We start from the raw sequence: 13679 nt of genomic DNA on the forward strand, positions 1-13679 counted from the left end.
TTGGAGTAACCTTATGTAGCAGCGACTTTATGTCGCGACTTATGCTTGTTAAGTGTCGCGACCAGACTATTAGTCTTGCTGTGCGTCCGTGATATTGGCGCGATTAAGTAAATATTGCATCAGCATAGGCACAGGACGACCTGTAGCGCCTTTGTTCTTGCCGCTGCGCCATGCAGTACCTGCGATGTCTAAATGCGCCCAGTTGTACTTTTTCGTAAATTTAGACAAGAAACACGCGGCTGTAATTGTGCCAGCTGCGCGACCACCTAAGTTCGTAAAGTCAGCAAATGGGCTTTCAAGTTGTTCTTGATAATCATCCCAAAGCGGCAGTTGCCACGCTCTGTCGCCACTTTGTTCTGACGCTTTTAGCAAATCATGGGCAAGCGGGTTATGGTTAGATAATAAACCTGTCGCATGGCTACCAAGTGCAACGATACATGCCCCCGTTAATGTCGCAACATCGACAACGGTTTCTGGCTCGAATGCTTCAACGTAAGTTAGCGCATCGCACAGTACTAAGCGGCCTTCGGCATCCGTATTGAGTACTTCAACGGTTTGACCGGACATAGTGGTTAAAATATCGCCCGGACGGTAAGCATCGCCCCCTGGCATATTTTCGCAGCCAGCTAAAACACCAATTACATTAAGTGGCAGTTGCATTTGTACGACAGCTCGCATTAAGCCAAGTACGCCTGCGGCTCCGCCCATGTCGTATTTCATTTCATCCATCGCTTCGCCAGGCTTGATAGAAATACCACCCGAGTCAAATGTTAAGCCTTTACCCACGAATACGATTGGTGCTTGGCCTTCGTCACCACCGTTATAGTGGATAACCGACATCACTGACTCGTTGCGACTACCACGGCCAACTGCTAGGTATGAGTGCATACCCAGCTCTTCCATTTCTTGTTCACCAACAAGGTTTACGGTAACGTTATCAAAGTCTTCAGCCAACTGTTGTGCTTGCTCGCCCAAATAACGAGGGTTGCAGATATTTGGTGGCATATTCGCAACGTCTTTACACAACTTACTACCAGCTGCGATAGCAAGACCGTGCTCAATAGCGCTTTCACCGATTGTTAATTCACGGCGCGTTGGTACGTTAAAGACGATTTTACGTAGCGGGCGTCTAGCCTCACTCTTTTTGCTTTTTAGTTGATTAAAGGTATACAGGCAATCTTGCGTGGTTTCGACCGCTTGGCGAACTTTCCAGTAAGTATCACGGCCCTTAACATGTTGCTCGGTCAGAAAACATACCGCTTCCATTGAGCCAGTTTCATTTAACGTATTGATGGTCTTAGAGATGATTTGTTTGTATTGTTTATCATCGAGCTCTCTTTCCTTACCACAACCCACCAACAAAACGCGTTCGCTGAGTACATTTGGTACATGATGAAGAAGTAGAACTTGTCCTGGTTTGCCTTCAAGATCACCACGTCTGAGTAAATTTGAGATATAGCCTTCGCTTATTTTATCCAGCTGTTCACCAATTGGTGAGAGACGGCGTGGCTCGTATACACCTACAACAATACATGCGCTACGCTGTTTCTCTGGACTACCACTTTTAACGCTGAATTCCATTGCGACTCCTGAGTCTTTGTCATGTCATTTTGAACTTTTTACGCCAACACACTTTCCTACATTAAAGTCATGAATATGCTTTAACCTTAGGTAGGATATTCCGGCGCATTGACATATAATAAAGTGACTAAAATAATCAGTTTACTCAATTTTTCCCACTATTCCAGTGAAACAAGACGTTTTATAGGGACGAACATTGCTTATTTTCCGCTATTTAACGGGTGAAGTACTAAAATCTCAGGTTGCGGTTTTTCTCACCTTAATGACAATATTTTTGTCACAAAAGTTTGTACTCATTCTGAGCTCAGCGTCTGAAGGGAGTATACCGGGTAAGTTAGTACTTGCTATGCTTGCGTTGAAACTGCCACAGTTGGCCGGATATATTTTACCGCTTAGTCTCTTTCTTGGGATCATCTTAGCCTATAGTCGCATCTACGCCGACAGTGAAATGACGGTGCTACGCGCTTGCGGGGTCAGCGAGTGGTATGTCGTTAGGGTAACTTTAGTCTCCAGTGTCTTTTTTGCATTACTGGCCGCTTGTGTGAGCATGTATATTGCGCCTTGGGCGAGCGAAAAAGAGTACCAATTAAGAGAGCAAGCTGATGCGGAATCGGGGCTTTCTACTCTCAGAGCCGGTAGATTTCAGCAAACGGGCAATGAAAAAGCGGTGGTATTTGTTCACGGTATTAGCGAACAAGGCCGCGAATTAGACAAAGTGTTTGTCGCGCAATTGCCCGAGAAGGACTCAAATCAAGCCGCTCGTTTAGTGTATGCGCAAAAAGGTGAAGTGATTGAGCTTGATAGTGGTGAGCAGCAATTACTCCTTCATGAAGGTAAGCGGTACGAGACCGATGGTTTCAGCCAAGCACTTAATCGCACTGAATTCGGTACTTATCAAGTGCAAATTAAAGAACAAGAAATTGAACACCAGCGCCGTAAATTAGAGGCTATTCCAAGCTTACAGTTACTTGAAATGGATACGCCAGAAGCAAAAGCACAATTTCAGTTGCGATTATCGGTGCCCATTTCCATTTTGCTACTCACTTTACTGGCGGTTCCTTTGAGTGTGGTAAACCCAAGACAAGGCAAGTTCGCTAAGCTCGTGCCAGCAATTACGCTATATTTGGGTTATTTCATTTTACTCAATGCAGGCAAGTTTTTGTTAGCTGAAGAAAAAGTGCCAGCTTCAGTTGGTCTCTGGTGGATCCACCTAAGTGTGCTCTTTATCGGCGTTTATTTAATTGCGAAAGGAAGACCTTTTGGTGTGTGGGTGCGCTCGGTATTTATCAAACGGGAGACGACGGTATGATGAAGACGCTAGATTGGTACTTAGGGCGTAGCATCTTACAAACCACGGGTTTCGCGCTATTAGTTTTTGTTGGGATCAATACGCTTATAAAGTTTATTGAGCAACTGCGCTCGGTTGGTCGTGGCAGCTATGATTTACTCGGTGCCATGCTCTACACCATTTACAGCATGCCAAGCGATATCGTCGTCTTTTTCCCGATGGCTGCGCTGATTGGTGGCCTGATTGGTCTTGGTGCACTTGCCTCAAGCAGTGAACTAATTGTTATGCAAGCGGCTGGGTGGTCGCGTTTTCAAATTATCATGTCGGTGATGAAAACGGCAGTGGTGCTGGCATTACTGATGATGGCGCTTGGAGAGTGGGGCGCACCAAAAGCGGAGCAAACCGCAAAACGGTTAAAAAACGAAGCAATTTATGGCGGTGAAGTCTACAGCGCTCAGCGTGGTGTTTGGGCGAAAGACGGCGGCAATTTTATTAACATTGGTAATGTTGAAAAAAACGGTAAGCTTAAAGATATCGCAATTTATTATTTCGATGACTCACTAACACTAGCAAAAATCGTACGCGCTCAGTCGGCGCAAAGCATATCTAACGGCTGGCAATTGCAAGATGTGGAAGAAGTGCATATCGATCAACAGCAAATTACAACGCATTATTCAAAATCAATGCTCTACGAGTCTGAATTAAGTGAAGACAGGCTAGGTGTTGTATCGATAGAGCCCGATGCTTTGTCTTTTACAGGGTTATGGTCATTTCTCGCTTATCTAAAGCAAAATGAGCAAGATTCAAGTAGCTATGAACTCGCGCTGTGGCGTAAGGTGATGCAGCCGCTGACGATTGGGGTAATGCTGCTGGTGGCTTTGTCATTTATCTTCGGGCCATTGAGGACGGTGAGCATGGGCGCGCGGATTATTATGGGCGTGGTAACAGGCTTAGCTTTCCATCTGAATAATGAAATTTTTGGCCCTATCGTGATGGTATATCAAGTTCCACCGGTAGTTGGTGCGTTAATGCCAAGCTTGTTATTTATTGGATTGGCTATCCATCTGCTGAAGAAACAAAATTAACGTTTTGAATTAAGTAAAAATATAGGCCTCATATTGAGGCCTATATTTTTTATGGACATGGCTAATGGAATAGGCTGCTATTTGAAGCTTAGATTAGTCTAAGCTGTTATACACCTTTTTATTTTCCTCTTTGCTCAGTACCACTACCTCAGTGCCACACAGCATATCCTGGAGCGATCTTTTCTTTTTAAAGTCTAACAATACTATCAGATTACCCAGTCCAAGTAGCGCGCATAGGCTACGAGCGATTGCTTTTGGCCAAGTTAACAGTGCTCCGTCAGGGGTTTGCACTTTTAAGCGCCACGCGCGCATGCCGATAGTTTGGCCGCTCTTAGTCCAAAAATAGGCAAAAAACAGCACCGAAACCAGCACCAATAACATAGCTCTAAGTGTATATAAGATAGGATCCGCTTGGATCAGCGCCGATACGTCTTCATGATTGCCAAGCGCGAGCAGGTTAAATGAAATTAAGGCATTGATGGTTAGTAAAAATAACACGGTAGTCAGCATTGCGAACGCGACGACCACTAAGCTGTCGTATATAAGTGAAGCCAAGCGACGGCTGAAATTCGCTGGAGCAAAATGTGACATAACAACTCTCATAATTACAAGGTTGCGGAGTATTTTACACATAAACCGATAAAACGTTTACTGAATTACGTTAACTAATGGATTAGCAACGCCTTGCCCTTGCCGTTTTAGCAGGAATAAAGTTGACTTTAGGGCAATATTTAACAGCTTGTGCGCAAATAACAAGCAGTTAACGCCTTATTGCAAAAAAATTACTTGCCGTTCTTAATCGCCTTTGTATAATGCAAAGCATAGAGACGAAGGCAAATAAAAAAAGCCTGAGCTCAAAGTGGTTTTTCTTTATTTTCTCTTGTTTTAGAAGATGAAAGAAAAATTATGCCAGTGTGATGGAATTGGTAGACATGACGGATTCAAAATCCGTTGCCTTCGGGCGTGGCGGTTCAAGTCCGCCCACTGGTACCACTTTTTATAACCCTTGCTTTTTAGCAAGGGTTTTTTTATGCCTTGAATTTATGCTTTGAAATTATGGTATCGGACTTGGACGCCACGCGGGTGGCGCTAATACAGGTTAAGAGTCCGCCCACTGGTACCACTTTTTATAACCCTTGCTTTTTAGCAAGGTTTTTTATGCCTGAATTGTAGGTCGAGATTTATCTCGACGAACGAATTAGTCTTATCTCAATGGATTGGTTTCTCTCTACAGACCAGCCTTGTGCAACTGGACTTGGACGCCACGCGGGTGGCGCTAATACAGGTTAAGAGTCCACCCACTGGTACCACTTTTTATAACCCTTGCTTTCTAGCAAGGGTTTTTTTATGCCTCGAATTGTAGGTCGAGATTTATCTCGACGAATTAGATTAATTGGCTCAGTGGATTGGTTTCTCTCTACAGACCAGCCTTGTGCAACTGGACTTGGACGCCACGCGGGTGGCGCTAATACAGGTTAAGAGTCCGCCCACTGGTACCACTTTTTATAACCCTTGCTTTTTAGCAAGGTTTTTTATGCCTGAATTGTAGGTCGAGATTTATCTCGACGAACGAATTAGTCTTATCTCAATGGATTGGTTTCTCTCTACAGACCAGCCTTGTGGAACTGGACTTGGTCGCCACGCGGGTGGCGCTAATACAGGTTAAGAGTCCACCCACTGGTACCACTTTTTATAACCCTTGCTTTTTAGCAAGGTTTTTTATGCCTGAATTGTAGGTCGAGATTTATCTCGACTAATTGGGCTTATCTTGACGAACGAATTGCTCTTATCTCGATGAATTGATTTAAGCAAGCGTCACACCACAGGTGCTATTCGTCGCTACAAATCAAGCCACCTCCACGGTTCAACCCATTATTCTAAACCGGCAGTTACTTCCTCACAAAACTGGCAGTTTTCGGTAAATTGCCTATGCTTTTGTAATTAAATTGGTTTATTGTAGATTTAAGCAGCTAGATTTTATTAGGCAAGAGAGGCGATGAAGGTAACCGTAGAAAAGCAAACCATAGTGCTGTTATCGTTGTTTACCATCGTGTTCTGGAGTTTGACTTTCTACGCGGTAAATCTTATTTCTCACTCTATTGTGGTTCAGGAAGTAAGCGAAAGAACCGAAACGGTAAGGTCTAACATTTCACTTGTCCGCGCTAAAATTGAAAACGCCATATTTATGGACACCTATCTAGCTGAGAGTTTAGCGACTTTTGTTACAATCGATCCTGACTTTGCAATTGAGCATTGGTCTCATGTGGTTGCTAAAGCCGTTGAAAAGTCGACGCTGATTCGCCATGTCGGTCTCGCGCCAAATAATATCATCAGTCATGTCTATCCAGTTGAAGGGAACCGAGCGGCTATCGGTTTCGATTTTCGTACTAACCCTGAACAGTTTCGCACCGTTGAAATTGCAAGAGCCTCTCAAAAGGTATTTATCGCCGGTCCATTGCAGCTAGTACAAGGCGGTGAAGCATTGATAGCGAGGTTTCCTGTGTTTTCAGATTATCCGAGGAATGAAAACTACTGGGGCGCGATTAGTGTAGTTCTAGATTATCAAAAGCTGCTTGAATACAGTGGCATTAACGAGTTGGACAGTGCCACTTTAGCGATTCGAGGTCGAGATGGACTAGGTGAACAGGGGGATGTATTTTATGGCTCTGCTACCTTGTTTGAAACACCAGATTTAGTCATCCCAATCAATTTACCATCTGGTGAATGGCAGCTTGTGGCTGATTATCAAATAGACGAGAACACCTATGCGGAGGAAAGGCAACAAGCTCAGATTTTGGTTACTGCTGTTGCCTCAATATTGTTTCTCTCGTTATTAGTACTCTATCGTTCGTATCACTTAGCACATACCGCCTCGTTGCAAGATGATTTAACTAAGTTGCCCAACCGTCGCTATGCGATTAGGCAACTCAATACGTTACTTGGTCGTTCAGAGCAACCGTCATTTGTGCTGCTTAACCTCGATCTAAATAATTTTAAACAAGTAAATGATAAGTTTGGTCATGAAGTGGGAGATAAGCTGTTACTCCATGTCTCGTCAATTTTGATGAACTCAGTGCGTGTGTACGACTTTATTGCGCGATTGGGGGGGACGAGTTTGTTATTATTTTGCACAGAGTATCAGAAGACGCTTTGGTTAACTCAATTATAAAAAATATTAAGGAGCAGGTTGAAAAGCAACCGCTACAAGTTGATAGACACACTATTCAAACGACGGTGAGCGTTGGTTATGCTTTCCCTACAGCAAATCAAGATAGTGTTTCTGAACTCATGGCTCGCGCCGACCACAGCATGTATTACGATAAAAATCTGTCGCAACGACAGCAAAAAGAAAGTGAGGTTTTGGAAACAAATCAGGAAACCCACTAGAACTATACTAAGCTTACAGAGTATCAATTAAGTGAGAATGTGCCGTGCAGCTAAAGCAGTCAGTTCTATTTTTCAAAATTGCCGCGTTGACTTCTGCGATTGTGATCATTTTCGTCAGTTGGTTCTTGTATTACGAAGTGAGTCGTAGTGCCCGCCTTACTGCACAACTTACTCAGCTGCAAACCGCTCTACAACGAACCATAGATCAAGAAGAGCACATTCTTATTCGAGCACAAAAAGATGATGTTTCTGCCATCCCACAATTAAAGTACAGCTATCAGGATAGCTTTAGTAACTTGCTTAATTCTATGGCCAATGAAGAGGCCTTGCTGCCGTTGCTATTACAGCTCGATGAACTGTCAAAAGCTTACTTTGGTAAACTAGATGAACTTATCCGCTTGCATGAACAGCTCGGCTATGACGAAAATGCAGGTATTTATGGTGAGTTCAGACGTAGCGCTCATGCTTTGCAGGATCGAATTTCTGGTAAAGCTATACCTCAGTTGGAAATTGCCATATTGGAATTAAGGCGTAGAGAAAAAGACTTTTTGTTAAGAGCTGACTTAAGTTATTTGCAGCAGCATGAACAACTCGTCATGCATGCTGAGCAACTAATCAAAGACAGCGCGCTAAGTGAAGAGATAAGCAATTTGCTTAAACGTTATGAAGCGGGTTTTGCAAGCTATGTTGCTATTTTGCGAAAGCTAGGTTTGCACGATGGTGAAGGCGTTCGTGCGGAGCTATTCACCGAGAAGCAAAAATTAAGAAGCCAGTTTGAGCTAGTATCAATCCGTACCCAAGCCGTTACACAAGAACGTAAAGAAAGTATCATATTATATGGTCTTATTTTAATTGTGCTGATGAATATTGCCGTGCTTATCTTACTGAATTATCAAAATAGCAAAGTCACACGGCATATACTGGCTATCAATAAAGTACTCGTAAAAGTAGCTAAGCTTGAGGACTTTAGCTTAAGGGTGAATATTGACGGTAACGATGAGATTGCACAAATAGCTCATCAACTTGATGACCTATTAGCATTTATTGAAACCTTGCTTGCGCGCCTAAGCGCAGCGCAGCAACGCTTAATCGAAGAAGCCAAAATGGCGAGTTTAGGAAATATGGTGAGTGGCTTTGCTCATGAGCTTAATACGCCTCTTGGTGTTGCTATTACCAGCCAATCGCATTTAAAAGAGCAAGTCGCGACACTAAAATCGCAACTTGAACTTGGTAAGTTACAGCGGCAAACCTTGACGACACTAATTACTGAGGCAGAAGCCGCGCTATATTTATTAGAAAATAACCTCCACCGCACAGCCTCGCTGGTAGATGATTTTAAGCTTGTGGCAGTGAATCGAGAGTTTGAAGAAAAGAGCACGTTCAACCTTAAGCATTTAGTTAAAAATGTCTTTGATTGCTACCAATCAGAATTAAACCAAGAAGACTATGCCATTGAACTCGAAATCCCCGAAAACCTAACTTTGATCAGCTACCCGTCGGTGTTTAGCCAAGTTGTTGGGTACAGTATTAACAATTGCATCAAGCACGCCAAGATTGACGGGCAAAAGCTCAATATTGTGGTATCTACCGTATTAATTAATGATTATATCCATTTTTATTTTAAAGATGACGGCGCGGGAATAGATAAAGAGCTATTGCCCGCTATCTTTGAGCCTTTCGTTACTTCGAAGCGTTTTTCGGGAGGGACAGGGCTTGGCTTGAGTATCGTATATAACTTAGTAACACAGAAGTTGAAGGGTGAAATCAAAATGCAAAGTCCTGCGCATGGCGGTGCCTGCTTACATATTATTTTAACCGGAACAGAGTTTAATTTTACAGAAGAGTGAGTAACCTGAGCTTCGGATAATTAACGCCTTTCTAGCAGCCAGTTTTTGTGCTAACTGCGTTGAATTCACTTCCAATAGCTAGCTATTGGAAGTGAATTCGTCTTGCCTACAGGATGTAGGTACCAGGGCGGTAGCAGGACGCGAGAGCGGGGTTATCCCCAAAACTCTCTGGCTAGATAAGGAAATAGTTTAATGTGAGTTTAAAAGCAATTAGTTAGCTCATTCCTTATCCAAACCTCAGGTTAAGTAACTGGAGCGTGGGATAACAACTCGCTTTCTAGCGGCCGTTATTTCTTATGCGGATTTGCTTATCTGAATACAGCTTATGTAAGGTAAATAAAGTAAAAAAGCCAGCATGACTGATCATGCTGGCTTTTATTCGGTTCATTGGCAGTAGGTATTAGCCTTTTTTGCTCGCTACCCACTCATCAACAAATGATTCAAGCACGTTTAGTGGAACTGGGCCATTTTTCAGTACGACGTCGTGGAACTCACGAATATCAAACTTATCGCCTAGTTCTTTCTTAGCGGCTTCACGAAGTTCTAAGATCTTCAACATCCCCACTTTATACGCTGTAGCTTGTGAAGGCATAACAATATGGCGCTCTACCATCTTCACTGCGTCTGACTTAGCATTAGGTGTATTATTTACGTAGTAATCAATACCTTCTTGACGTGTCCACTTCATTGCATGGATCCCCGTGTCTACTACTAAACGGCACGCACGCCATAATTCCATCGATAAGCGACCAAAATCTGAATAAGGGTCTTCGTATAAACCCATTTCTTTTGGTACAAGCTCAGAATATAAGCCCCAACCTTCGATGTATGCAGTGTAGCCACCAAACTTACGGAATTTAGGCATATCTTCTAGCTCTTGAGCAATCGCGATCTGCATGTGGTGACCCGGAATACCTTCGTGATAAGCCAAGGCTTCCATTTGGTAAGTCGGCATCGCTTCCATGTCGTAAAGGTTTGCATAGTAAACACCAGGACGTGATCCGTCAGGCGCAGGTTGCTGGTAGAAAGCTTTACCAGCAGATTTTTCGCGGAATGCCTCTACGCGTTTTACTATCATGTCCGCTTTTGGCTTAACGATAAACAGCTCATCCAAGCGTGACTTCATATTATCGATCATCGCTTTGGCTTCAGCTAAATATTGTGCCTTACCAGCTTCTGTATTTGGAAGGTAAAACTGCTTGTCAGTTTTCATGAACTCCATAAAGGCTTTTAAATCGCCTTTGAAGCCCACTTTCTCCTTGATTGCTCGCATTTCGTCATGAATACGCGCCACTTCAGATAAACCGATTTCGTGAATTTCTTCAGCGCTTAATGCTGTGGTTGTCGTACGTGCTAGGGCGTTATTATAAAATTTTTCGCCGTTAGGAAATTTCCATGCTCCATCACGTTTGTCTGCTTTTTTCTCAAGTTTATGTAGGTAGCCAATCAACTTGTTATAAGCAGGTTTTACTGCTGTTGTTAGCGCGTCAGTTGCTTCTTTTACCAGCACTGACTTCTCGTCTTCACTGATTTCAAGTGTTGCTACTTTGCGTTTGAAGTCAGCCAGTAACGTTGAGTCGTCACCCGCAGCAAATGGCGCACCTTTAATGATATTTTCACTTGATTCAATGACGTGAGGGAAAACGAATTTCGGTGCAATAATACCTTTGTCCGCACGCGCTTTTAAGTCAACGATGAGCTGATCAAATACAGCCGGTACACCGTTTAAACGTGAGATATAGGCTTTGGCATCTTTCACATCGGTAATTTGATGCTGGTTGATTAAAAATGCAGGCACCATTGAGTGTGTACCATACATCTGATTTACCGGATATGAGTGATAACGCCATTTAAAATCAGCAATGGTGTTTTCAAGACCTTGCTTGAATAAGTCGTAGCTCACTTGCGTATTGGCATCTAGCTTACTGCGATCAATTGCATTAAGCGCAGCTAAGTCTTGTTTCGTCAGTTCAAGATCTTCAAGTTGGCGCGCTTCGCTGCCGTCATCCCACTTGTCGTAGTCTTGTTTGATACCCATATAAGTTTGGTAAACTGGGCTACGCATTACGCCACGGGTAAACGACGCTTCAAAAAGTGCGTTCGCCTTTTCTACTTCACTTTTTACGACTTGTTGTTCAGCTTTTGGAGTAGGTGCTGGAGAGTGTGTGGTTTGTTGACAGCCAGCAAAAAGCGCGACGCTTACCGCTGCTGCTAAAATGGTTAATTTACGCATTTTATACCCTTTTATTATATGTTGCCGAATGGCGGTTTTCATGCGGGTTGCAGTGAATATCACCCGCATAATTTCTATATCTTATTAAACAAATAACTCTAGCAGATCGTTGAGGTATCGGTGGCCTTTATTTGTAACTAGCCATGAATCGTTGGTTTCCTCAATCAAACCCTTATCTACGGCCTCAGCAATTTGCGTTGCAATAGCGCTAAGTTCAAGACCAGTGTAGTCAATAAACTGTTGTTTTGATGCGGCAGTTTTTAAACGGAACACATTCATAAAAAACTCAAATGGTCTGTCATCGCTTGCAACATGCCACTGCTCATACAAATAGGGTTTACTCAGATCCATATAGCCGCGAGGGTGCTTTACCTTTACGGTTCTTAAGATCTGTTGCTGCTCAGGCAAAGTGATTTTGCCATGCGCACCACAGCCGATCCCGAGATAATCGCCAAATTGCCAATAATTCAAGTTATGTCGACATTGAAACCCCGCTTTGGCATAGCCTGAGATCTCATATTGCTGGTAGCCGTGCTCTGCAAGTAATGCCTGACCTTGTTCTTGGATGTCCCACAGTGTTTCATCCTCAGGTAAAACCGGGGGCTTAGAGGCAAACTGCGTATTTGGCTCAATGGTTAATTGATACCAAGAAAGGTGTGGCGGTGCCATCGCAATGGCTTTTTCTAAATCACTTAAGGCGTCGCTAACAGATTGATTGGGAAGGCCATGCATCAAATCAAGATTAAAGCTATTTAACCCTGCTTGATGGGCTTCTTGTGCGGCATTGAGCGCTTCTTGCTCGCCATGAATACGACCAAGTTGAGTAAGCTTTTCCTGTTGTAAGCTTTGCACTCCTATCGAAATACGATTGATGCCAGCCGCGACATAATGCTTAAAACGATCTGTCTCAACTGTGCCTGGATTTGCTTCTAAAGTGACTTCAATGTCATCCTCAAAACCAATTAGCGCCTCAATTTCACTGAGTAAATAGCGGTACGCTTCACCGGAAAGCAGGCTAGGGGTGCCACCGCCAATAAAAATACTACTGAGTTTACGGCCTTGAACATAGTGAAGATCGGCTTTGATATCGTGGAGCAAATGTTGAATATATTCCGTTTCAGGAATATCGCCCTTTTTACCATGGCTGTTGAAATCACAGTAAGGGCACTTTTGCACGCACCAAGGTACGTGCACATAAAGACTTAATGGAGGTAGTTTCACGCGAGGCCTTGAAAGTGACTGACGAGTTGTTTAAGTGCCTGTCCTCTATGGCTGATTGCGTTTTTTTCTTCCTTGGTTAGCTCTGCTGATGTGCAGTCTAAACCTTGTACCTTAAAGATTGGGTCGTAACCAAACCCTTCTCGGCCTTGTTGTGTTGTGGTGATTTCACCTTCCCAACTCGCCTGACAAATAATCGGCGTTGGGTCGTCAGCGTGGCGCATATAAACTAAAACACACCAAAAACGGGCGCTGCGCTCAGTTTGTTCACCAAGCGCTGCGAGTAAGTGATCAATATTTTTTTGGTCGTCGGCGTTTGCGCCAGCATAACGCGCTGAATATACTCCAGGTGCGCCGTTTAATGCGTCTACCTCAAGGCCTGAGTCATCGGCAATGGCAGGCAAGCCAGAAATCTTAGCAGCATGACGAGCCTTGATAATGGCGTTTTCCACAAAGGTCGTGCCGGTTTCTGCAACCTCTGGCACCTTGAAATCACTTTGCGGTAATACCTCAATGTCATACTGATTTAGCATCGCGCTAAGTTCTTTGACTTTACCTTGGTTGCCCGTGGCAAGTACCACTTTATTTGACATATGTTTCTCTACTCTACATAAAACTTTTGTGAGAACGTGAGTTTGCGGCTTTGCTTACCTTCACTGATCTCAATGTCGAAGCGAAAAATATCTTCATCGTCGTAATCTAATTGGGCAAGATAGTATATTGCCTCACCTTCCACGACTTCTTTAAACTCTAGCTGCACGGTTTTACCAAGTAAGTTTTTGGCGCTACCTGCAACGCGTGCCTTAACTGCGGGTTTTCCTGGCTTGTCGGCCAAGACCGAGATATTCACAATCGCTTTGTTACCGCTACGAATTAAGCCATACGCTTTTGCAATTGTGGGCTGAACAAAGGTAGACGGGAAGGCGATATAATGCACTTCCCAAGGACCTAAGTCTTTAAATTGGCCGCCTTGTTCATCTTGAGCGAATGCGATTGGTGCAAGCAGCATCATTAACGCAATAATAAATGATTTCATTTGG

The 13679-nt window shown here is 43.6% G+C and carries 10 protein-coding genes, 1 tRNA gene and 1 pseudogene; 6 read left to right on the top strand and 6 right to left on the bottom strand.

From position 1 onward, the window contains the following. Window positions 1-69: 69 nt before the first annotated feature. Entirely contained in the window at window positions 70-1581 is a 1512-nt protein-coding gene (pepA, locus tag GSF04_RS08465) for a leucyl aminopeptidase (RefSeq protein WP_010377415.1), read from the bottom strand. A gap of 196 nt (window positions 1582-1777) precedes the next feature. On the opposite strand from pepA, the gene lptF reads away from it, so the two are divergent. Both lptF and lptG read left to right on the top strand, forming a co-directional pair. Continuing rightward, window positions 1778-2890, top strand: coding sequence for an LPS export ABC transporter permease LptF (lptF, locus tag GSF04_RS08470; protein ID WP_039494438.1), 1113 nt, complete (start codon window positions 1778-1780; stop codon window positions 2888-2890). Continuing rightward, complete coding sequence (gene lptG, locus GSF04_RS08475) at window positions 2887-3954, top strand: LPS export ABC transporter permease LptG (RefSeq protein ID WP_211859276.1); 1068 nt, start codon at window positions 2887-2889, stop codon at window positions 3952-3954. The genes lptF and lptG overlap by 4 nt, the downstream gene beginning before the upstream one ends. A 93-nt stretch (window positions 3955-4047) precedes the next feature. On the opposite strand, the gene GSF04_RS08480 is transcribed toward lptG, so the two are convergent. Then, the gene (locus GSF04_RS08480; RefSeq protein ID WP_069020908.1) at window positions 4048-4545 is read right to left on the bottom strand and encodes an RDD family protein; all 498 of its coding nucleotides are present in this window, start codon (window positions 4543-4545) and stop codon (window positions 4048-4050) included. Between the two features lie 317 nt (window positions 4546-4862). Between GSF04_RS08480 and GSF04_RS08485 the strand changes: the two genes are divergently transcribed. From GSF04_RS08485 to GSF04_RS08495, 4 genes and pseudogenes are all read left to right on the top strand, one after another. Further along, window positions 4863-4947, top strand: a tRNA-Leu gene (locus tag GSF04_RS08485). A 354-nt stretch (window positions 4948-5301) separates the two neighbouring features. Further along, on the top strand, window positions 5302-5433 hold the full coding sequence (locus GSF04_RS23450; RefSeq protein ID WP_260491979.1) for a hypothetical protein: 132 nt from the start codon (window positions 5302-5304) through the stop codon (window positions 5431-5433). A 706-nt stretch (window positions 5434-6139) separates the two neighbouring features. Further along, window positions 6140-7341 (top strand): annotated as a pseudogene (locus tag GSF04_RS08490) (diguanylate cyclase). Window positions 7342-7385: 44 nt separating this feature from the next. Beyond that, on the top strand, window positions 7386-9188 hold the full coding sequence (locus tag GSF04_RS08495; protein WP_211859277.1) for a HAMP domain-containing sensor histidine kinase: 1803 nt from the start codon (window positions 7386-7388) through the stop codon (window positions 9186-9188). 400 nt (window positions 9189-9588) lie between these two features. Here GSF04_RS08495 and GSF04_RS08500 read toward each other — a convergent pair whose 3' ends face one another. The 4 genes from GSF04_RS08500 to GSF04_RS08515 all read right to left on the bottom strand — a co-directional run bounded on the left by GSF04_RS08500 (window position 9589) and on the right by GSF04_RS08515 (window position 13675). Continuing rightward, window positions 9589-11421: a DUF885 domain-containing protein gene (locus GSF04_RS08500; protein ID WP_211859278.1), complete on the bottom strand. Its 1833-nt coding sequence runs from the start codon at window positions 11419-11421 to the stop codon at window positions 9589-9591. An 84-nt stretch (window positions 11422-11505) separates the two neighbouring features. Further along, window positions 11506-12642: a radical SAM family heme chaperone HemW gene (gene hemW / locus GSF04_RS08505; protein ID WP_039494444.1), complete on the bottom strand. Its 1137-nt coding sequence runs from the start codon at window positions 12640-12642 to the stop codon at window positions 11506-11508. Further along, window positions 12639-13232 carry an XTP/dITP diphosphatase gene (locus tag GSF04_RS08510; protein ID WP_193522438.1) on the bottom strand — a complete coding sequence of 198 codons (594 nt, stop codon included), beginning with the start codon at window positions 13230-13232 and terminating at the stop codon, window positions 12639-12641. Before GSF04_RS08510 ends, hemW begins: the two co-directional genes overlap by 4 nt. 8 nt (window positions 13233-13240) lie before the next feature. Then, the gene (locus GSF04_RS08515; protein ID WP_069020914.1) at window positions 13241-13675 is read right to left on the bottom strand and encodes a DUF4426 domain-containing protein; all 435 of its coding nucleotides are present in this window, start codon (window positions 13673-13675) and stop codon (window positions 13241-13243) included. Between the last annotated feature and the right edge of the window lie 4 nt (window positions 13676-13679).

Origin of the sequence: Pseudoalteromonas sp. A22 (assembly GCF_018141345.1) — a bacterium.
Classification (GTDB): Bacteria; Pseudomonadota; Gammaproteobacteria; order Enterobacterales; family Alteromonadaceae; genus Pseudoalteromonas; species Pseudoalteromonas maricaloris.